This window comes from Alcaligenes pakistanensis, assembly GCF_014652815.1.
Taxonomy (GTDB): domain Bacteria; phylum Pseudomonadota; class Gammaproteobacteria; order Burkholderiales; family Burkholderiaceae_B; genus Alcaligenes; species Alcaligenes pakistanensis.
Genome location: NZ_BMZN01000003.1, coordinates 184844 through 203563, shown reverse-complemented (window position 1 = coordinate 203563; position 18720 = coordinate 184844). Strand labels below are relative to the sequence as shown.

Sequence of the window (18720 nt, the reverse complement as noted above, 5' to 3'; positions counted from 1 at the left end):
GTTCATGGAGCTAAAGACTCGCTGCCCCCGTTGCGGGACATCGTTTGCAGCCAGCGTGGAAGTGCTGCAACGCCGCCGGGGCTATATACGCTGCATTCAATGTGCGCATATCTTTGATGGCTTTGAAGAAGTCATCGATGAGCAAGCCCCTGAGCCTTCCTATGTGGCCCCTCCTGCGCCGGTTCAGGTCGAGCCTAGCCTAGAGTTGAAGCCACCGGCTTCGACACGGCAGGAGCAGGCATATACAGTGGATCTGCAGGCTCCCATACCAGGACCTCGTTTTGTGGAGCATTCCCGTCACGCCCCGCCGCGTGATGAAGGCACGGCCCATGAATCTTTGCAGGTTCGCAAATTTCCAGACTCCATTTTGGTGCACGCACCTGTCACGCCGGCAGAGTCCGCTGTGGCACCGACAGAGCCTTCTGTCCCGCCCGTAGTAGAGCCTTCCGTGACGCTGGTAGAGCCCTCAGTCACAGCCGCAGAACCTTCTGTCATCCGTGCACGTTCCCGGCCAGAGCCTCTGCCTAAGGATGATCAAGATACACCCTTTTTTGTCTCTGCCAGCTCTGCCGCTGGACCAGAGGGCGATCACCATATTGGTCAGGCATCCTGGTCGACTGCTGAGCCCGAGTTCAGTGTGGGCGATCGCGCCAGTACCTTGCGCGCGTCTTTCCCGTCTCGTCAGGCCGATGGCACCCATGATCAAGATAGCGATTCGCCCGAGCAAGACTGGGTGATTGATCCCAATCCCGCCTTGCAGCGGGAAACACGTTACGAGGGTGAGGCTAGTCTGGCCCAGCGCGTTGGCTCTTTGTTCTGGACCAGCTTGTGTGTATTGGGCGCGCTGCTGTTCGTGGCGCAGTTGTTATATGTGTACCGTGTGCAAATTGTCAGTCAGGTACCCATGTTGCGCCCGGTGTTCGAGCGCACGTGCCAGACCTTGTCCTGCAAAGTGCCTTACGAGCGACGCCTGGACCAGATTCGTGTCCAGGCCTCCGCCTTGCACAAGGCACCCAATCAGCCTGAGCAGTCCACGCTGGGTTTTACGCTGCGCAACGAGTTTGAGCGGCCCCAGGAATGGCCCACTTTGGTTCTTGATTTAAAAGATTTTTCCGGGGCTTTGATTGCCCGACGCAATATTACGCCGGACCAGTATTTGGCTCCCGAGCGACGAGAGCCTGCCTTTGCAGCGCGCAGTGAACTCATGGTGCGCTTGCCCCTGAATACCGGGCAGCTTCAAGTTAATGGCTACCAGATTAGCCCTTTTTTTCCATAAGGTAATTTATGACCGAGCGAGTGCTTGTATGTGGTTCGATCGCGTTTGATACGATCGCGGTTTTCGAGGGTTACTTCAAAGATCACATCTTGCCCGATAGCATTAAAACCCTGAGCGTTTCCTTCTTTGTGCCCAGCTTGCGCAAGGAATGGGGCGGTTGTGCGGGGAATATCGCCTACACGCTAAATATGCTGGGTGGCCAGCCCGTGCCTGTGGGCGCGGTGGGCAGCGACGGTGTGGATTATGTGCAGCACATGCAAGAGCAGGGTATTGATACCAGCATGGTGCGTGTGATGCCTGAAATGTTTACCCCGCAGTGTTTCATCACTACAGACTTGGCTGCCAGCCAGATTACGTCTTTTCACCCCGGTGCGATGGTGAACTCGGCCAAAATCGATGTGACCGGCCAAGAAGCAGCGTGGGGGATTGTGGCTCCGGACTCGAAAGACGGGATGTTTGCCCATGCCCGCCGTCTGCATGCGCAAGGCACCCCCTTTATTTTTGACCTGGGCCAAGCCATGCCTTTGTACACAGGCGAGGACCTGCTGGAGATGCTGCAACTGTGTCAAGTTCTTACGGCTAATGAGTACGAAGCCGAAGTTATTGAGCAGCGTACGGGCAAGAGCATGGATGAGATTGCACAGGGCTTGCAAGCGGCTGTGGTGACGCGTGGCGAGCATGGCAGCACGCTTTATCACAATGGTCAGAAAATCGACATTGCACCGGTTGTGGTCGAAAAAGTAGTGGATCCTACGGGTTGCGGCGATGCGCATCGGGCTGGCTTGTTATATGGCCTTACAAAAGGCTGGAGCTGGGAAGAGGCTTGTGGCTTGGGCAACTTGATGGGCAGTATTAAAATCGAGAGCGATGGCCCGCAAAATCATGAATTTAAACGGTCAGACATTTCGGCCATGCTAAAACAGCATTATGGTATTGAGCGCAGCCTCTAAGACGGCACTCAGCAATTTTCTATGATTCGGCCAGGTACGTTTTTCGGAGTAAACCGTATGTACGTTTCTTTTTTTGATCGTCCCAAAGTACGTCTGCTGGTCGTGGCGAGCCTGGCAGCGCCGGTACTTTTCTTGGCGGGTTGTGCCAATAAATCGGCATCCAGCTCGGTATATAACTACGGTCAGGCCCAGCGCGAGCAAATCGTGCGTTTGGGCACTGTGGCTGCCGTGCGTACGGTAACTATTCAGGATGACCAATCGTCGGGCGTCGGCACCTTGGGTGGCGCGGCTCTGGGTGGTGTGGCTGCCAGCACTATTGGTGGCGGTCGCGGCAGCATTCTGGCCAGTATTGGTGGTGCCTTGCTGGGCGGTATTGTCGGTAATGCGGTTGAAAACCGCATGGGCAAAACCCAGGGTCTGGAAATCACGGTTCAGCTGGATAATGGCGAGACTCGTGTTGTGGCCCAGGAAGCGGATGTCCCCGTTTCCGTTGGTCAGCGTGTACGCATGCTAAGTGGCAATGGCCCAACCCGTGTGGTGCCTATGTAAACAAAGCCTTCAGGCTTTGATGATAAAAAATCCCGGCTTGATAGCCGGGATTTTTTTATGCAGGTTTGTTGTGGCTGGCGGCCTTGGAACGTTCCCGCTCCAGCAAGGTTTTCTTGCGCTCCAGGCCCCAGCGATAACCGGCCAGATCACCGCTTTGGCGTACGACCCGATGGCAGGGGATGGCAATGGCCAGAGTATTGCTGGCGCAAGCCCGTGCTACTGCACGCGCACCATTGGGCATGCCTAAACGCTCGGCCAGTTCGGTGTAGCTCCATGTCTGGCCGACAGGAATATGGCGCAGCAGCTCCCAGACTCGTTGTTGAAAGGCCGTACCCTGGATATCCAAGGGCAGACTCAAACCGACAGCAGGCTCTTCAACCATCGCCACGACTTGTGCTACCCGTTGGTTGAACTGTGGATCTGCGCCAATCAATTCAGCCGCCTTGAAGCGATCCTGCAATTGCTCCAGCAGGCTCTTGGGGTCATCACCCAAGGAAATGGCGCAAATACCGCGATCACTTTCAGCAACCAGTAGCGCGCCCAGACTGCATTGCGCAATTGCGAAACGAATAATGCGGCCTTGGCCCTGTTTTCTGAATGTCTTGGCAGGCATGCCCAACATGGTGTGGGATTCGTCGTAGAACTGGCTGTGGGTACCGTAGCCCGCCTCGTAAATCGCGTCGGTAATGCTTTGCCCGGCTTTATCCAGTTCTTGACGCAGGCGCTGACTGCGATGCGCCTTGGCATAAGCGTGCGGTGTCAGCCCGGTCTGGGCTTTGAAAATACGATGGAAATGATACGGGCTCATCCCCAGGGAGTCAGCCAGCTCTTCCAGTTTAGGAGCGGGGTTTTGTGTTTCGATCAGACGGCAGGCTTGGACGATCAAATCGTGACGCTGCTCAGACTGCTGCTGACGATCCGCATGCTTGTGACGGCTGGCCCTGAAACCAGCTTGTTCGGCTTGCTCGGCGGTGTCGAAATAGCGCACATGCTCTTTGTTCGGACGTCGTGATGCGGCGCTGGGCCGGGCATAAGTACCGGTGCTGGGGACGGCATACACAAAATGGCTATCCGCCTGTTTGTCCCGCTCCACAATGGCTTGCCAGCGTTGTGCATCTGTTCGGTAGGGAGCAGGTGTTGCCGCCTGTCGTGGCATGCGCCACAAGTACCAGGACGCCACGCTGCGATATGGCGCCCATGCTTGGCCCAGCTCTCGCAAGACACGTGCGCTGGGGGCTTTGTCCAGACGCTTCAAGTTCCGATAGCCTTCACGTACACCAAAGTCATCGGCCGGCAGAATGTCTTCGTGTTCCAGCGTGTACATCATCATCATTTCCACGGTCCAGCGGCCTATGCCGCGCAGCGTGGTCAGTCGCTTGATCAGTTTTTCGTCTGGCATGTTCAATGCTGTGGCCTGATCGGGAATGATGCCGTCCAAGCGTGCCTGGGCGAGTCCCAGAATACTGGTGGCTTTGGCACCGGACAAGCCGCAAGCACGTAAGGTTTCATAAGGGGTGGCCAGCACTTCCTCAGGGCTGGGGCAGTGACCGTGCGGGTAGATATTGATCAGACGCTGCAAGATGCGTTCAGCAGCACGAGTGTGTAATTGTTGATACACCACGGAGCGGATCAGGGCCTCATAGGGGTCACGCTCTGGCCGGGGCTGATGCACGCAAGGGCCAACGAGCTTGATCAGTGCATGCCAGTCTTCATCGAGCGCAGCCAGGAATTGTTCTGCCTGATGGTAGCGGCTGGTCGGGTCCTGTTTGGTGTGAAGGCGAGTCATAGAAGTAGCCTGCAGATTGGTGATGAGGCCAGTATAAAGTCCCCATTTGGGCAAGACATCCTGATTCTTGCTCTTGAATTCGAGCCTCTACAAGTAGTCAGAATTCTGGATCAAAAAAAAGCCTGAGCGCGATGCTCAGGCTTTTTCAAGCAGGCACTGTCCAGTGTTTAGATGGGTACCAGACTAAAAGCCGTGCGGGTGATGACCATATTCAGAACCTGGGTCAGGAGCAACAAGACCAGAGGCGACAGATCCAGGCCACCCAAATCGGGCAAGACGCGGCGGATCGGGTCCAGCAGGGGAGCCGTAATGGAGCGCAACAAAGGCATGCTGGGCGATTGTGGCTGAATCCAGGACAGCAGGGCTTGCAACAGCACGACCCAAAAGACCAGGCTCAGGGTCCAGCGCAGCACGGTAAAGACAGCGGCCAGCAAGAACATGGGTAGGTTGGACAGCATCGTTACCGACCCGGTCAGCACCATGGCGCTAAGAACCAGGTAGATCAGGGCGCTGAGCCAGGCACCGGCCAAGGAGGTCCAGTCCCAACGATTGCCGCTTTTGATCACACGTCGCAAGGGCATGATCAGCCAGTCCGTTACTTTGAACATGGCTTGCGAATAAGGATTGAAAGGATGAATTCTGAGCGCATACACCCAGGCACGCAGTAGCAAAATCGTGCCCAGCAGCGATAGAACAATATGGATTAGGAAGAGGGCGACTTCACTGAACATAGTTGCTTGGTATGAGTTGAGGGGAGAGGGAATTGTCGCATGCAAGTGCTACAAAACCAAAGAGCCACCCTGATCAGGGTGGCTCTTGGAGGAAAAATAAACAAGCAGCGTGCGATTAAGGACGCTTGCCAGTCGGGAAGGGCCAGGAGCCAGCGGGGTTAAGGTCTTCGCGGCGTTCCTCGGTAGCGGCCGCAGCCGTTTTAGTGGCCTTGCGAGCGGCTGTTTTATTGCCGACTTTAGGCGCTGCTTCTGCGTTGGAACTGGTCTTTGGTGTCTTGGTTTCTGCGGTCACGGATTTAACTTCTTTCTTCTTTGGAGCTACGGGTTTCTTGGCACTGGTGGCAGGACTGGCTTTTTTAGCCGCTGTCTTTACGGCTGCCTTGGTGCTGGTTTTGGTGGCAGGTTTAGCTGCCGCTTTGCTTGGCGTGGCTTTTTTGGCCACAGGTTTGCTTGCTTTGGTGCTGGTCGCTTTTTTAGCGGCAGCAGTGGCAGGCTTTTTGGCAGCGGCTGTTTTAGTGCTGGCCGTTTTAGGCGCAGCTACTTTTTTGGCCACTGTTTTCTTGGCGACTGCTTTTTTAGCGACGACTTTTTTGGCGGGTGCCTGTTTGGCAACTGCCTGTTTGGTAACTGCCTTTTTAGCAACCGCTTTTTTGGCCACAGCCTTTTTAGCCACTACCTTTTTGGCGACCACTTTTTTAGCAACAGTCTTTTTGGCTGCCGCTTTTTTAGCTACCGTTTTGACCGCTGTGGTCTTGGTCGTCGCAGTTTTTACTGCAGTGGTTTTTGCTGGAGTGGCTTTCTTGACCGCTGCTTTTTTCGCTACCGTTTTTTTGGCGGCGGCGCTGGCCGTAGACTTGGCAGGGGCTTTTACAGCAGCCTTGCTGGTCTTGGTGGCAGTGGTTTTAGCGGGGGACTTTGTGGCAGCGGGTTTGCTGCTGGGACTGGTCTTGGTAGCAGTCGCTTTGACTGGAGCTGCGGCTGTTTTGGCTGGCGTTGCTTTTTTAGGGCTGACGGTTTTGCTGCTTGCTGCTTTTGCTGCGCCTTTCTTGGCTGTTGCCATGATCATGCTCCTCGAGAACAAGTCTTTAGTTTGTCCACACCCATTTGACCTGGCCTGGAAAACTGCAATGGCCTTTTTCAAATGACGCAGGCGTTTAAGGTAGATACCTTATACGCTTAGAAGTCTAACGTAAGCCTCTAGACAGTCAAGCATTAATCATAGCTTGTGGCTTATGGATTTGCGAATAGATGCTGGCTGTCTCCAATAAGTTGCGTTCTGAGCATCAGTCGCAGATTGAGAGCCGTGTCCAAGTTCCTGATTTTTGACGATTTGCGAGATGATTGGCGTTGGAGTATCGACGTTTTAAAACACAGCTTGGATGCCAGAAAAGGATCGCTGGCTAGTCGATCTTTAAGAAGAAAATGCCCTCTGTTTTTCACACCTAGGCAGGCAAAAAAAAGCCCTGCATAAGCAGGGCTGAAAGGGCAGGTTAAGGGGTAGGCAATACGGGCTGGAAAACCTTATGCAGGTAGAGCCTGAGCGGGCAGGCCCGTATCTTTTAGCTGTTGCGACAGCTCGCTAAAACGGGCTTCGTATTGCTTGGCCGATTCCATTTTGACCGGACCGAAGCCACGCAATTGTTGTGGCAGTTCTGCCAGTTCCAACGCCGTTGCATAGCTGGCCTGATCCAGATTCCTGCTCAAGTTATTGAGCAGGTTCTGGTAGTCGCGCCAGAAGCGACGCTCCATACGACGCTCATGCGTGTAGCCAAATGGATCCAGCGGCGTATTGCGCAAGCCTTTACCTTTGGCCATCCAGCGCAACAAGGTGGCTGTGCGTGGACCCAGGGTGATTTTGCGAGGGCGGCCGGTAGCTGGGTCACGACGAGACAGTAGGGGCGGTGCAAAGTGAAAGCGCAAAGAGAAGTCACCTTCAAATTGCTGTTCCAGATCTTGGCGGAAAGCGGGGGAGCTGAACAGGCGAGCCACTTCATACTCATCCTTGTAAGCCATCAGTTTGTACAAGCTGCGTGCGGCTTTTTCAGTCAAGGTAGGGCGCTGACCAGGACGTAGTTTTTGCTCGGCGGCATGCAGGGCATTGATGGTGCTGGTAAAGCGTTGTGCGTACGCTGCGTTCTGATATTGCTCCAGGCTGCTGGTGCAACGCTGCATGATTTGTTCCAGTGTTTCACGACGCTGTAAGGTCACGACTTGTGCGGCTGGAGCCAAGAGGCTGGTCAAGGCTTTTTGATCGTGTCCCAAGACCCGACCCAAATGGAAGGCATCCAGGTTGGCTTGGATGGCAACGCCGTTCAGGCGGATGGCCTGTTCGATAGCGGCGCTGCTCACCGGCATGGAGCCTTGTTGCCAGGCCATACCCATCAAGAGCATATTGGACAGCAGGCTATCGCCGAACAACAAAGTGGCGGCCTGGTGGGCATTGAAGGAGCGCACTTGATTCTCACCGGCAGTGGCTTTCAATTGACTCAGCAAGTGCTGAGCATCCAAAGGTGCGTCCGGGTTGCGGGTGAACTCCGCGGTGGGGGCCAAGTATTCGTTGATGATGGCGTGGGTGTGGCCGGGGCGCAGGCAAGACAGTGCATTGGGGTGGGCTGCTGCCACCACGTCACACAAAATAGCCAAATCGGCTTGGCCCGGATCAACACGCACCGCACCGGTTGTTTCTTTATTGGCAGACAGGCGAATGTGGCTGATGACCGTACCGCCTTTTTGCGCCAGACCCGTCATATCCAGCACGGAGCTGGAGCGACCTTCCAGGTGCACGGCCATGGACAGTACGGCACCGATGGTAATCACCCCAGTACCACCGACACCGGCCACAATCACATTGCAGTCCTGGGCTTGAATGGCAGGCTGGGGCAGCGCATCCAGCTTGGCCAGTAATTGAGCTTTCATGTCGGCCTGACCATTCTGGTCGCCACGGCGCAAGGCTCCGCCCATCACTGACACAAAGCTGGGGCAGAAGCCTTCCACGCAGGAGTAATCCTTATTGCAGCTGGACTGGTCAATCTGACGTTTACGGCCTTCAGGAGTTTCAGCAGGAACCAGCGACAGACAGTTTGATTGCACACCGCAGTCACCACAGCCTTCACAGACAGCCTTATTGATGAAGAGGCGGCGAGCTGGATCGGGGTACTCGTTCTTTTTACGACGACGGCGCTTTTCAGCGGCACAGGTCTGGTCGTGAATCAGAATGGTCACGCCAGAGATTTCGCGTAGCTCGCGCTGCAAGCGGTCTAATTCCCGGCGGTGGTAGACGTTCACTCCAGCAGGCAAGCTGATGCTGCGATAGCGCTCGGGTTCATCGGTGGTGATGACGACGCGACGCACACCTTCGCCTATGGTTTGCTGGCAAATACGCGGCACGGAAATGGGGCCATCAACCGGTTGGCCGCCAGTCATGGCTACCGCGTCGTTGAACAGAATCTTGTAGGTAATGTTGGCACCCGCAGCAATGGCCTGACGAATCGCCAGATAGCCGGAGTGAAAGTAGGTGCCTTCACCCATATTCTGGAACATATGGCCCGCTTGAATAAACGGTGACAAACCTACCCAATCAGTTCCTTCACCACCCATTTGCGTCAGGCCACGAGTCTTGCGGTCCATCCAGGTCGCCATATAGTGGCAACCCACACCGGCCATTGCCTGGCTGCCTTCAGGCACTTTGGTGGAGGTGTTGTGCGGACAGCCCGAACAGAAATAGGGACGACGGGTCAGGCCATTGGTATCAATGGGCGCCAGGTTTTGCACTGAACAGGCCGGCAATTGCACATTGGCATGGTGACCCAGCCAGCGGCGCAGGCCCACGGCCACACGGGCTGGGCTAAGTTGGCCATCTGCAGGAATCAGGACTTCGTTTTCGATATCGCGCTTACCCGACACAGTCGGGCGCTGGGCACGGTTAAAGAGCAGGTTCTTTAACTGGTCTTCAATGATGGGGCCTTTTTCTTCAATGACCAATACATGGTCTAGGCCTTCAATAAAGTCGTTCAGCGATTGTGGGTTAACAGGCCAGCTCAAACCGATCTTTAGATGGCGGATAGCGGGCAGATCATTCAGGCCGCTTAGCTGTTCCAGCGCATCCAAGGTATCCAGTGTGGCCTTGCCGGTGGAGACGATACCGATGCGAGCTTCAGGTGCGGCTTCCAGCACGCGATCCAGGCTGTATTTATGAGCGAACTCACGCACGCTGTCCAGGCGGGCATCCAAAGTACCTTCCATAGAAGGGGTCAGGAATTTGCTGGGATCGTAGGGGTGCTTGCCACCTTGTTTGTCGGCCAGGGCAGGGGCCAGATCCTCCAAAGGCTCAATCTCAAAAGAGCGGCCGCTTTCCACGGTTTCGGTAATGGCTTTGAAGGCGACCCAGGAGCCGGAGTAACGCGACAGGGCCCAGGCCCAAACACCAAAGCGTTCGTATTCTTCGACCGAACAGGGATTGACCACCGGGATACCCCAGGCGATCAGGGATTGCTCGCTGGCATGGGGAATAGATGAGGACGAGGCCACATGGTCATCACCCACAATCATCAAGACGCCGCCGTGCTGGGAGGCGCCGGCGGCATGGCCGTGGTGCAAGGCGTCGCCCGCGCGGTCTACACCGGGGCCTTTGCCGTACCACATGGAAAACACACCATCGACCGTGCGATCGGCACGCTCACCGGCCTGCTGCGTACCCATGATCATGGAGGCGGCGAGATCTTCGTTAATGGCAGGTTGAAAACGAACCTTGGCCTGGTCCAGATGTTTCTGGGCCTTCCACATAATCATGTCCACGCCACCCAGGGGCGAGCCACGGTAGCCAGAGACAAAACCGGCTGTGTTCAAACCCTGCTCTTTATCCAGGCGAGCCTGGGTCAGCAGCATGCGCACCAGGGCCTGAGTGCCAGTTAAAAAGATGCGTCCTGACTGTGCGGTCAGGTTGTCGCTGAGCTTGTATTGAGTGTCGACGGACTGCGTCATGATGAAACCTCCAGATAGGGTTCATGATAGAGAGTCTGTCCTCGCATTTTTTTGCGTTATAGTTGCGGATATTCCCTATTCTTTGAAATGTTCATTTCGTAAATATTCAAATATGGATAAAACTGACTTAAAAATCCTGGACGCCTTGCAGTTGGATGGCCGGGCCTCGGCCCAGCAGGTCTCCGAGCAGGTGGGTTTGTCCACGGCACCAGTCTGGCGACGTATTAAAAATCTGGAAAAAAACAAGGTGATCCAGGGCTATTATGCGCGTGTGGATCGTCGCCAGGTGGGCCTGCAAAGTTGCATGTTTACCCAGATCAGTCTGGACCGGCACTCGGGTGAAATTGTTGATAACTTCATCCGCGCGGTACGCGATGCACCCGAAATTCTGGAATGTCATGCAGTTACTGGCGATGCGGATTTTCTGCTGAAAATCATGGTGCCCAGTGCCGAGTCCTACGACGATTTCCTGCACCGCTTCTTATTTAATATGCCGGGTGTGCGCCAAACTCGCACTATTGTGGCCATGCGTGAAATCAAGAACGTAACGCGTTTGCCCCTGCCACTTTGAAGCATCTTGTTATGGGGTAAAACAAGCGCCTTCAGGTAGAATAATCAGGATTCTGTGGCCTGTAGTGGGTCGGTATGTAAGCATGAAGGACGGTTTTTTATGACGAAGGCGAATATCTTGCGGCGCACTTCCTGGGTTGCTGTGCTGGCTACGGTTTTTTTAAGCGCCTGCGCGGTTAAATCGCCAGCGCCAGAACCTGCCAAGCCGGTTGCTGTTACCAAGCCGGTGCACCCTGCGTGCCAGCCTGCTGCTGCCGGAGATGATCTGGCAGGTAACTGGTTGAGCAAGCACAGGCAAAAAGGCGTGGTGGGCGAGCTGCGTACCTTGTTTACTTTGCAGACTGATGGTTCGATGGCATACACCGAACAGGTCAAACGTCCTAATAAGCCCTCGCAGGGTTTGAATGAAAGCGGTTGCTGGGTACGTAAAGGCAATGATGTGCGCATCAGCACACAAGAATCCAATGGGGTCACCACCGAACCGGGCGATCCTATCTACGAAAACCACTACAACATCGTCAGCCTGACAGCCCGTAATCTGGTGCTGCGTGACCAAAGTGGGACGACGTACCGCCTGACTAGAATGTCGCCTGGTTACCGCCTGCCATTCTGATTTTGCTCGCTTGAATAATTCCTGGCCGTCCTGGGGGCGGCCAGTTTTTTGTCTGTTTCTTTTGCTGGACGCTCCATGGCTTTGCGCGCGACGATTTATAAAGTTGAATTAAATGTGGCCGATAACGATCGGGCCTATTACGGCAGTCATACCTTGACGCTGGCCCGCCATCCTTCGGAGACCGAAGAGCGTCTGATGGCCCGCCTACTGGCTTATGGTTTGTATGTGCAGTCTGACGAAGGTTTGAGTTTCTCGCGCGGCCTGAGCGACTCGGACGAGCCTGCTCTGTGGGAGCATGACTTGGGCGGCAATCTGATGCATTGGTTGGAAGTAGGCCTGCCTGATGACCGACGCTTGATCAAAGCCAGCGGACGGGCTGAAAAAGTGACGGTGCTGGCCTATGGCCGCAACGTGTCAGTCTGGTGGAGTGGCATCAAAGACAAGATCAGTCGTGCTCGTAACGTGCAAGTCTATGCGTTGGATGTGGCCGGTACCGATGCCTTAGCCGCCTTGGCCGAACGAGGCCTGACGATTAATTTGAATGTTCAGGACGGCACCGTGTGGGCCAGCACGGATAAAGGCGAAGCCACCATTGAAATCAGCCACCTGAATGCTGCTGCTTGATATGGGCCAGCAGTTCGGTACGAAATAAGTTTGTCTTCAAGTCACAACGATCACGCCGAAATTACGAACCCGAAAGCAAAAAGGGCATCCCATTAGAGATGCCCTTTTTGCTTTAGTTATACCTCTTACAGTCCAGCCAAACGCCCCAACACCTTATCGCGTCCAACCAAAGCCAGCACCGCATCCACCGCAGGCGTTTGCTTCTGCCCCGTCACCGCCACCCGCAAAGGGATAGCCAGCTTAGGCATCTTCACCTCGTGATCCGCCAACACCTGCTTGATCAAAGCCGCCAGATTCTCCGTATTCCACTGCGGCAAACTAACCGCCTTGCCAGCAAAATCCCGCAACAAAACACGCGCTTCCGGAGTCAAAACCTCGGCCATCAACTCATCACTGGCAGGTTCAAAAGGACGGCAGAACAACAAAGCACCCTCAGCCAGCTGGTTCAAGGTCTCCGCACGATCCTTCAATAAACCCATAATGCCAGGCACATCCTGACCATCCGTCTTGCCACCCAAAGCCTCAATACGCGGAGCCACACGCTCGGCCAAATCCGCATTGTCGCTGGCCTTGATGTAATGCGCATTCACCCAGTTCAACTTCTTGGGATCCCACTGCGAAGCCGATTTGCTCAGACTGCGCGTATCAAACCACTCGACCAACTGCTCGCGGGTGAAAAGCTCATCATCCCCATGACTCCAGCCTAAACGAGCCAGATAATTAATCATGGCCTCAGGCAGATAACCATCCTTGTCGTAATCCATAATGCTGACCGCACCATGGCGCTTGGACAGCTTCTCGCCATCAGGCCCCAGAATCATGGGCACATGACCATACTCAGGCAACGTCGCACCCAAAGCCTGCAAAATCACAATTTGACGAGGCGTGTTGTTCACGTGATCATCACCGCGAATCACATGAGTGATCGCCATGTCCCAATCGTCCACCACCACGCAAAAGTTGTACGTAGGCGTGCCATCAGGACGGGCGATGACCAAGTCATCCAGCTCGGTGTTATCAAAACTGATGCGACCCTTGACCATATCGTCCCAGCTAGTTGCGCCGGACTGCGGGCTCTTGAAACGTACCACCGGTTTACGATCAGCTGGAATAGCAGGCAACTCCTTGCCCGCCTCAGGACGCCAGGTGCCGTCATAACGAGGCTTCAAACCCTGGGCACGAGCCGTCTCGCGCATGGCTTCCACTTCCTCGGGACTGCTGTAGCAGTAATACGCATGGCCGTCTTTGAGCAACTGGGCGATGACCTCGCGGTAACGATCCATACGCTGCATCTGGTAGAACGGACCTTCATCCGCATCCAGACCCAACCACTGCATACCGTCCAGAATGCCCTGCACCGCCTCGGGGGTGGAGCGCTCCAGATCCGTGTCTTCAATACGCAGCACAAAAGTGCCTTGATGATGGCGGGCAAAGGCCCAGGAAAACAGCGCCGTGCGTGCGCCGCCCAGGTGCAGATAACCAGTGGGCGAAGGGGCAAAACGGGTGCGGATGACGTTGGAAGTAGACGTGCTCATAACTTGTGTGTGGCCTTGACCTTGGGGAAGCCCGGATACGGGACCGAATCTGCGTATTTTAACTCAGCGCGCCAACTAAGAAAGAATGGCCGCGCAGAAGTGTCCTAATGGCCGGTTTCAGTATCCAACTGATCGAATAGACGCACCAGCTCCGCCAAAGAACCTGCCTGCATTTTTTGCATCACGCGGGCCCGTCGAACCTTGACGGTGACTTCCTTCACATCCAGCTCGGCGGCAATCTGCTTGTTCAGCAAACCTTGCACGACACGCACAAACACATCACGCTCGCCCGCGTTCAGGCTGTCCCAGCGCTGCTGCAAGGTCAGCCGGGTCTTGGCGTCCTCCTTGCGTAGCGCATCGGCTGCCAGGGCAGACTGTACTGCATCAATCAGCGCCTGATCTACAAAGGGTTTGGTTAAAAAGTCCCAGGCTCCATGCTTGATGGCCTTGACCGCCATATGAATATCGCCGTGCCCGGTAATAAAAATGACAGGCATATGCAGCCCGCGCGACTCCATCTGCAAATGAAAGTCCGTGCCGCTTTGCTCGGGCATACGCACATCCAGCACCAGACAGGCCGGGGCGTCGGATAAAGGATGCGCCAGAAAATCCCGCGTGGATGCAAAGCTCAGGGCATTCAAACCCACGCTGGCCAGCAAATCGTCCAGAGCGGCGCGAATCGAGGGGTCGTCATCAATGATATAGACCGTGGGCGTGTTCAGAGAGGAATCCAAAGTATCTGTCATGGCGCCAAAGGTAAGGTGAAATGAAAGGCCGCCCCGCCGTCGGTTTGGTCAGTGGCCCAGATATGCCCGTTATTGGCATCAATAATGGTGCGGCTGATAGTCAGACCCAGTCCCAGCCCGGCGGCTTTGGTCGTCCAGAAGGTATCGAACAACTGGGATAGCTGCGTGCCCGACAGGCCTGGGCCATTGTCCTTGATGGAAAACAGGACCTTGTTAGCCTGTGGCTTATCGCCCGGTAACAGGCTGGTCTCGATGCTGATCTGTGCTGCATGGTAATCCGAGGGCGGTGATAAAGCCTCGATCGCATTGAGCAGCAAGTTAGCCATGACTTGTTGAATCTGAACCCGGTCCGCATAGACCTGAGGCAGCTCGGACTGCAAGGCCAGACGCAGATCAATATGATTGCGCTGCATCTCGCCACCAGACAGGTTCAGCAGCTCCGTCAAAGCCTGGCTCAGGTCAAAGGCACTGCTGGTGGGCGCTTCGTTACGGGTAATACTGCGCACCCGGTCCAGCACATCTTTAGCGCGTTGGGCATCGTACACAATCCGTTGTGCTGCCGCCTGCGCCTTTTCCACATTCGGAGGCGAGGCCTCCAGCCAGCGCTGGCAAGCTCCCGCGCTAGTGTTGATGGCCGCCAAGGGCTGGCTGACTTCGTGTGCAATGGAAGTGCTGAGTTGACCCAAGGTCGTCAAACGAGACAGGCGCAGCAGATGCTCGCGCGTTTCATGAGCAGCCGCCTGCACGGATTTCAATTTCAGGCCCAGGTAGGAGGTGATGGCAATGGCAATAATGCTGATGCCGGTGTTCACCAGGCCGACATCGTAATCACCCGAGCGCGTCAAAATGAAGCTGACGACGGTGAGCACCATACTGATTGCTGTCAGGGCAATAACCTGTCGGGCAGACAAAAAACGAATCGCTATCAGCAGCAGCGGTGTATGAAATACGGCGGCGGCGATGGCGTAATTAGTGACGGTGTCGGCAATAAATACCAGAGCCATCAAGATACAAATGCCGGTCAAGGCCAAGGCTCGGTACGTTTTGCTCGATAAGAAGCGAACGGGTGATTTCATGTCTTTAGCGGATGGGCCAGGCAGCAGGATCGTGCCTTCAGTGTGGCCATCATATACCTGGCCCCTTTTGCTGATAATGAGCGCCGAGGCGTCGACCCTGGAAAGTTTTTTCTGGGTTCGACGCCTCATCAACTTAGAACCACTGGCCAAAGCGGCGGATGTACAGCATTTTCATACCCTGTGCGACCAGGCAGTAGGCCAGCAAGGTACCCACCAACCAGGGGAAGTATTCCCAAGGCAGGGGCTGCAACCCAACCATGGCACCCACGCCGGAGAAGGGCAGATAAATGCCAACAGCGGCGATCAGCAGAGTCATCAACATGACGGGCAAAGCAGCTGTGCTTTGGATGAAGGGGATTTTTTGCGTACGCAGCATGTGAACCACTAGGGTCTGCGAGAGCAAGCCTTCAATAAACCAGCCGGACTGGAACAGCGATTGCAGTTCAGGCGTATTGGCGCCAAATACGTACCACATCAAGACAAAGGTACTGATGTCGAAAATGGAGGAGGTCGGTCCAATCCAGATCATGAAGCGGCCAATATTCTTGGCATCCCATTTACGGGGTTTGCGCAAAAAGTCCTTGTCCATACGATCCCAAGGCAAGGCCAGCTGGGAGATATCGTAGAGCAGGTTCTGAATCAGCAAGTGGATCGCCAACATGGGCAGGAAGGGGATGAAAGCACTGGCCACCAGCACCGAGAACACATTGCCAAAGTTAGAGCTGGCCGTCATGTTCAGGTACTTGATGATATTGCCAAAGGTCTCGCGACCTTTGATAACGCCTTCTTCCAGCACCAGAAGGTTTTTTTCCAGCAGGATGATGTCAGCGGATTCCTTGGCAATGTCGGTGCCACTGTCTACGGAGATACCGACATCGGCATCGCGCAGGGCGGGGGCATCGTTAATGCCATCCCCCAGAAAGCCGACCGTGTGGCCATTGGCCTGCAGGGCTTTCAGGACACGCGATTTTTGCAAAGGGGTGAGCTTGGCAAACACTGAGTGACGCTCGACGGCGCAACGCAGGTCAGGTTCTGGCATCACTTCAATCTCGGGCCCCAGTAAGGGCTTGCCGGGTTCCAAACCCACGTCACGGCAGATCTTGGCTGTGATGATTTCGTTATCGCCGGTCAGCACTTTGACGGTTACGCCGTGTTCAGTCAGGGCGGCAATGGCTTGGGCAGCACTTTCCTTGGGTGGGTCCAGGAAAGTCAGCAAGCCTTGCACGGTCATCTCGCGCTCGTCCTGGGTCTCATAACGGCTCTTGGCGTGTTCTACGGCGATAGCGCGAGTGGCAATCAGCAGAACACGGAAACCATCCGAGTTATAGCGGTAGGCCATTTTCATTAGTCGGGCGCGCTGCTCGGTGTCCAGCAGCAAACGTTGATCGCCGTCTTGAACGTGTGTGGCGATGCTGAGCATTTCCTCCACAGCGCCTTTGCAGACCATCAGTTGTTCGCCCTGCGTGTCTTGCACCACGACCGACAGGCGACGACGGATGAAATCAAAAGGCAGCTCGTCAATCTTGCGGTAGGAGCCAATGGCCTGGCGGGCAGACGGTGTTTTTTCAGCAAAACGCAGTACAGCCTGGTCCATCAGGTTTTTGACACCGCTTTGATGCAGACTGTTGAGTAATGCCAGTTCCAGAATACGTGGGCTGTTGCGATCATCCAGGCCCAGGTGATGTTCCAGAATAATGCGGTCTTGCGTCAGGGTGCCGGTCTTGTCGGTACAAAGCACGTCCATCGCACCAAAGTTCTGGATCGCATTCAGGCGTTTGACCACGACCTTGTTCTTGGCCATGGCAACGGCGCCCTTGGCCAGGTTCGATGACACAATCATGGGCAACATTTCGGGGGTCAAACCCACAGCCACGGCCAGGGCGAACAGGAATGCTTCTGACCAGTCGCCCTTGGAAAAACCGTTGATCAGCAACACGATAGGCACCATGACCAGCATGAAGCGAATCAGCAACCAGCTAACGCTGTTTACGCCACGGTCAAAAGCGGTTTCAGCGCGAGAACCGACAATGGCTTTGGCCAGAGAACCAAAATAGGTTTTGGCACCGGTAGACACGACGAGAGCCGTAGCTGTACCACTGACGACGTTGGTGCCCATAAAGCACATATTGTTTTGCTCCAGTAAGCCGGTTTGGGCGCTGGAGGCCGACACACTTTTACTGCTGACGGCGCTAAATACATCGTACTTTTCAACGGGCAGGGCCTCGCCGGTCAGGGCGGCCTGGCTGACAAACAAGTCCCGGGACTCGATCAGGCGCAGATCAGCCGGGATCATGTCGCCTGCGGACAAGCGAACAATATCGCCGGGCACGATCTGGCTCATGGGGATTTCGCGCATGACGGTGGAACTGGACACGGTGGAGCGTCGCAGCACGCTGGCCGTTGTGCGCACCATGGCTTTCAAGGCTTGGGCGGCTTTGCCGGAGCGGTATTCCTGCCAGAAACGTAGCAGGCCGCTGAGCGTGACCATAATCACAATAATCAGCACGCCGGTGTAGTCGGTTTCCTCCCCGGCACGCAGGGGCAAAATAATGTCGGTTACTGCGCTGACGGCAGCCAGCACCATCAGCACGGCAATAAAGGGGTTTTTGAAGGCCAGGGCCAATTGGATCAAGGCGTGGGCCGGCTTGTCCCGAGCGACCTCGTTAGGGCCGTACTCGGTCAGGCGGCTCAAGGCTTCGGCGTCGGTTAGGCCGTTCAGATTGGCTTGTGCGGCGGCCAAAGAGGCCTCTTGGCTGAGCCCCGATTCGGTGGCCGTGCGCAGCTTGGCGTCGTGGTCCACAGCGCGTAGTGGTGGACGTTGTTGTTGAATGCTCATGAAATACTCCTGGTGTACAGGCGTGACAATGCCGGGCCGACGCTAAAGGCCGGACACGGTAAGTCCTGCCAACCGTTTCAGGGTCGGCAAACTGAAAATAAGAACAAGCGGATTTAGGGGGCGAAGGCTAAACGCTTAGTGGCTGGGAAGCGTGCTGCGCCACAGTCGGGGTAAGGGTGGTTTGTCGCTGTCTGCAATCCAGTGGCTTTCTGGTTTGCGACTGGCCGTATTGATGCGCCAGGCGAGAGCAGGGCGGCGGCCCACGGTACGCGTGGTGGGGCAAGGTGTGGCAAGAGGCGATCCGCAAGGCGCAAAGGCCTGGATCGGTCCAGTATGAGTAAGGCGGTGCATGGGTGACTCCTGGTCGTGCTGCGCAAACCACTTCAGCAGACAACCCGGTGGGTCAGTGGTGGCTGAGTGACCTGTGCAGCATCTTTCTTCGACTATC

15 protein-coding genes are annotated in these 18720 nt (G+C 55.5%); 6 read left to right on the top strand and 9 right to left on the bottom strand.

Annotated elements, in window-relative coordinates; genetic code table 11:
* Window positions 1-4 precede the first annotated feature (4 nt).
* The 3 genes from IE156_RS10220 to IE156_RS10210 are packed head-to-tail and all read left to right on the top strand — an operon-like array spanning window position 5 to window position 2775.
* Window positions 5-1276, top strand: a complete 1272-nt coding sequence (locus IE156_RS10220) for a zinc-ribbon and DUF3426 domain-containing protein (protein ID WP_189392910.1) — start codon at window positions 5-7, stop codon at window positions 1274-1276.
* An 8-nt stretch (window positions 1277-1284) separates the two neighbouring features.
* Window positions 1285-2226 (top strand): carbohydrate kinase family protein, encoded by a 942-nt coding sequence (locus tag IE156_RS10215; RefSeq protein WP_189392437.1) that lies wholly within the window; start codon window positions 1285-1287, stop codon window positions 2224-2226.
* Between the two features lie 57 nt (window positions 2227-2283).
* A complete protein-coding gene (locus IE156_RS10210) occupies window positions 2284-2775 on the top strand; it encodes an outer membrane lipoprotein (protein WP_189392436.1) in 492 nt (163 codons plus the stop codon).
* A gap of 55 nt (window positions 2776-2830) precedes the next feature.
* Here the strand turns inward: IE156_RS10210 and ada are convergent, their stop codons facing one another.
* From ada to IE156_RS10190, 4 genes are all read right to left on the bottom strand, one after another.
* Window positions 2831-4561: a bifunctional DNA-binding transcriptional regulator/O6-methylguanine-DNA methyltransferase Ada gene (gene ada / locus IE156_RS18535; RefSeq protein WP_189392435.1), complete on the bottom strand. Its 1731-nt coding sequence runs from the start codon at window positions 4559-4561 to the stop codon at window positions 2831-2833.
* Between the two features lie 167 nt (window positions 4562-4728).
* Window positions 4729-5292 (bottom strand): YggT family protein, encoded by a 564-nt coding sequence (locus tag IE156_RS10200; protein ID WP_189392434.1) that lies wholly within the window; start codon window positions 5290-5292, stop codon window positions 4729-4731.
* Between the two features lie 115 nt (window positions 5293-5407).
* Window positions 5408-6352: a histone gene (locus IE156_RS10195; RefSeq protein WP_229841207.1), complete on the bottom strand. Its 945-nt coding sequence runs from the start codon at window positions 6350-6352 to the stop codon at window positions 5408-5410.
* Between the two features lie 461 nt (window positions 6353-6813).
* Entirely contained in the window at window positions 6814-10272 is a 3459-nt protein-coding gene (locus IE156_RS10190) for an indolepyruvate ferredoxin oxidoreductase family protein (RefSeq protein ID WP_189392432.1), read from the bottom strand.
* A gap of 112 nt (window positions 10273-10384) precedes the next feature.
* On the opposite strand from IE156_RS10190, the gene IE156_RS10185 reads away from it, so the two are divergent.
* The 3 genes from IE156_RS10185 to IE156_RS10175 all read left to right on the top strand — a co-directional run bounded on the left by IE156_RS10185 (window position 10385) and on the right by IE156_RS10175 (window position 12079).
* Window positions 10385-10843, top strand: a complete 459-nt coding sequence (locus IE156_RS10185) for an Lrp/AsnC family transcriptional regulator (RefSeq protein ID WP_009460635.1) — start codon at window positions 10385-10387, stop codon at window positions 10841-10843.
* 99 nt (window positions 10844-10942) lie between these two features.
* Entirely contained in the window at window positions 10943-11455 is a 513-nt protein-coding gene (locus tag IE156_RS10180) for a hypothetical protein (RefSeq protein WP_189392431.1), read from the top strand.
* Window positions 11456-11530: 75 nt separating this feature from the next.
* Entirely contained in the window at window positions 11531-12079 is a 549-nt protein-coding gene (locus IE156_RS10175; RefSeq protein WP_189392430.1) for a YaeQ family protein, read from the top strand.
* A 125-nt stretch (window positions 12080-12204) separates the two neighbouring features.
* Here IE156_RS10175 and gltX read toward each other — a convergent pair whose 3' ends face one another.
* From gltX to IE156_RS10150, 5 genes are all read right to left on the bottom strand, one after another.
* The gene (gltX, locus tag IE156_RS10170; RefSeq protein WP_189392429.1) at window positions 12205-13614 is read right to left on the bottom strand and encodes a glutamate--tRNA ligase; all 1410 of its coding nucleotides are present in this window, start codon (window positions 13612-13614) and stop codon (window positions 12205-12207) included.
* Window positions 13615-13718: 104 nt separating this feature from the next.
* Window positions 13719-14360, bottom strand: a complete 642-nt coding sequence (locus IE156_RS10165) for a response regulator transcription factor (RefSeq protein WP_189392428.1) — start codon at window positions 14358-14360, stop codon at window positions 13719-13721.
* The gene (locus IE156_RS10160; protein WP_229841206.1) at window positions 14357-15436 is read right to left on the bottom strand and encodes a sensor histidine kinase; all 1080 of its coding nucleotides are present in this window, start codon (window positions 15434-15436) and stop codon (window positions 14357-14359) included. The genes IE156_RS10165 and IE156_RS10160 overlap by 4 nt, the downstream gene beginning before the upstream one ends.
* A gap of 133 nt (window positions 15437-15569) precedes the next feature.
* Complete coding sequence (mgtA, locus tag IE156_RS10155) at window positions 15570-18272, bottom strand: magnesium-translocating P-type ATPase (RefSeq protein ID WP_189392427.1); 2703 nt, start codon at window positions 18270-18272, stop codon at window positions 15570-15572.
* A 135-nt stretch (window positions 18273-18407) separates the two neighbouring features.
* Window positions 18408-18623 (bottom strand): hypothetical protein, encoded by a 216-nt coding sequence (locus IE156_RS10150; RefSeq protein WP_189392426.1) that lies wholly within the window; start codon window positions 18621-18623, stop codon window positions 18408-18410.
* Window positions 18624-18720 lie beyond the last annotated feature (97 nt).

Coding starts and splice junctions, on each gene's coding strand:
- IE156_RS10220 (WP_189392910.1), top strand. CDS start 5: ATGGAGCTAAAGACTCGCTGCCCCCGTTGCGGGACATCGTTTGCAGCC.
- IE156_RS10215 (WP_189392437.1), top strand. CDS start 1,285: ATGACCGAGCGAGTGCTTGTATGTGGTTCGATCGCGTTTGATACGATC.
- IE156_RS10210 (WP_189392436.1), top strand. CDS start 2,284: ATGTACGTTTCTTTTTTTGATCGTCCCAAAGTACGTCTGCTGGTCGTG.
- ada (WP_189392435.1), bottom strand. CDS start 4,561: ATGACTCGCCTTCACACCAAACAGGACCCGACCAGCCGCTACCATCAG.
- IE156_RS10200 (WP_189392434.1), bottom strand. CDS start 5,292: ATGTTCAGTGAAGTCGCCCTCTTCCTAATCCATATTGTTCTATCGCTG.
- IE156_RS10195 (WP_229841207.1), bottom strand. CDS start 6,352: ATGGCAACAGCCAAGAAAGGCGCAGCAAAAGCAGCAAGCAGCAAAACC.
- IE156_RS10190 (WP_189392432.1), bottom strand. CDS start 10,272: ATGACGCAGTCCGTCGACACTCAATACAAGCTCAGCGACAACCTGACC.
- IE156_RS10185 (WP_009460635.1), top strand. CDS start 10,385: ATGGATAAAACTGACTTAAAAATCCTGGACGCCTTGCAGTTGGATGGC.
- IE156_RS10180 (WP_189392431.1), top strand. CDS start 10,943: ATGACGAAGGCGAATATCTTGCGGCGCACTTCCTGGGTTGCTGTGCTG.
- IE156_RS10175 (WP_189392430.1), top strand. CDS start 11,531: ATGGCTTTGCGCGCGACGATTTATAAAGTTGAATTAAATGTGGCCGAT.
- gltX (WP_189392429.1), bottom strand. CDS start 13,614: ATGAGCACGTCTACTTCCAACGTCATCCGCACCCGTTTTGCCCCTTCG.
- IE156_RS10165 (WP_189392428.1), bottom strand. CDS start 14,360: ATGACAGATACTTTGGATTCCTCTCTGAACACGCCCACGGTCTATATC.
- IE156_RS10160 (WP_229841206.1), bottom strand. CDS start 15,436: ATGAAATCACCCGTTCGCTTCTTATCGAGCAAAACGTACCGAGCCTTG.
- mgtA (WP_189392427.1), bottom strand. CDS start 18,272: ATGAGCATTCAACAACAACGTCCACCACTACGCGCTGTGGACCACGAC.
- IE156_RS10150 (WP_189392426.1), bottom strand. CDS start 18,623: ATGCACCGCCTTACTCATACTGGACCGATCCAGGCCTTTGCGCCTTGC.